This is a genomic window from Nocardioides szechwanensis (assembly GCF_900103935.1).
GTDB classification, from domain to species: Bacteria; Actinomycetota; Actinomycetes; order Propionibacteriales; family Nocardioidaceae; genus Nocardioides; species Nocardioides szechwanensis.
In genome coordinates this window covers 1-1,709 of the sequence record NZ_FNIC01000017.1, presented here as the reverse complement: position 1 = coordinate 1,709, position 1,709 = coordinate 1, and the positions used below count along the sequence as shown (strand labels likewise).

The 1,709-nt window shown below is 53.9% G+C and carries 1 rRNA gene; it reads left to right on the top strand.

What is annotated here, in order from left to right:
* Positions 1-131: 131 nt before the first annotated feature.
* Positions 132-1,709, top strand: a 23S ribosomal RNA gene (locus BLR90_RS20590); the annotation flags it as partial.

The window sequence follows — 1,709 nt, the reverse complement described above, 5'->3', positions numbered from 1 at the left end:
GACGATTTCGTTTGGCTCTGTGAGCTGGGCGGGGTGAGTTGGTGGGGTTGGTGGCTGGTGGGGGTGTGTGTTTGTTGTGGATTGTTTTTGTAGTGTGTTGTGTCTTTGTAGTTTTTGTTGAGTGTTTGTGTTGACAAGCTGTAAAGGGCACATGGTGGATGCCTTGGCATCAAGAGCCGATGAAGGACGTTGGAGCCTGCGATAAGCCCTGGGGAGTTGGCAACCGAGCTGTGATCCGGGGGTGTCCGAATGGGGAAACCTGGCTGGAGTCATGTCCAGTTACCCACGCCTGAATGAAATAGGGTGTGTGGAGGGAACGTGGGGAAGTGAAACATCTCAGTACCCATAGGAAGAGAAAACAAAAGTGATTCCGAGAGTAGTGGCGAGCGAAATCGGATGAGGCTAAACCTTCTTCGTGTGATACCCGGCAGGGGTTGCGGAGGAGGGGTCGTGGGAGCATTCATGTACATCTGCCGGTGTACGAGACAGTAAGAAAATCCTGGTGAAGCTCAAGCCCATTGGAAAGTGGCGCCGTAGAGGGTGATAGCCCCGTAGGTGTAAGCCTGGATCTGTCGAGTGTTTTCCCAAGTAACACGGAACTCCTGAAATTCCGTGTGAATCTGGCGGGACCACCCGTTAAGCCTAAATACTTCTTGATGACCGATAGCGGACAAGTACCGTGAGGGAAAGGTGAAAAGTACCCCTGGCGGGGAGTGAAATAGTACCTGAAACCATGTGCCTACAATCCGTCAGAGCGGTCCCCTTGTGGGGTTGTGATGGCGTGCCTTTTGAAGAATGAGCCTGCGAGTTTGCGTTGTGTTGCGAGGTTAACCCGTGTGGGGTAGCCGTAGCGAAAGCGAGTCTGAATAGGGCGACTCAGTAGCACGATCAAGACCCGAAGCGAAGTGATCTATCCATGGGCAGGTTGAAGCGCGGGTAAGACCGCGTGGAGGACCGAACCCACTTAGGTTGAAAACTGAGGGGATGACCTGTGGATAGGGGTGAAAGGCCAATCAAACTTCGTGATAGCTGGTTCTCCCCGAAATGCATTTAGGTGCAGCGTTGCGTGTTTCTTGCCGGAGGTAGAGCACTGGATAGCTAATGGGCCCTACAAGGTTACTGACGTTAGCCAAACTCCGAATGCCGGTAAGTGAGAGCGCAGCAGTGAGACAGTGGGGGATAAGCTCCATTGTCGAGAGGGAAACAGCCCAGACCATCAGCTAAGGCCCCTAAGCGGTGACTAAGTGGAAAAGGATGTGGAGTCGCAGTGACAACCAGGAGGTTGGCTTGGAAGCAGCCACCCTTGAAAGAGTGCGTAATAGCTCACTGGTCAAGTGATTCCGCGCCGACAATGTAGCGGGGCTCAAGTCATCCGCCGAAGCTATGGCATTCACATATTAAGCTAAGCCGCACATTCGTTGTGTTGGTTCAGGCGTGTGGATGGGTAGGGGAGCGTCGTGTCGCGGGTGAAGCCGCGGAGTGATCCAGTGGTGGACGCGACACGAGTGAGAATGCAGGCATGAGTAGCGAATGAAGAGTGAGAAACTCTTCCGCCGAATGATCAAGGGTTCCAGGGTCAAGCTAATCTGCCCTGGGTAAGTCGGGACCTAAGGCGAGGCCGACAGGCGTAGTCGATGGACAACGGGTTGATATTCCCGTACCGGCAAAGTAGCGCCCATGACGAGCCCGGTGATGCTAACCACCCGAAA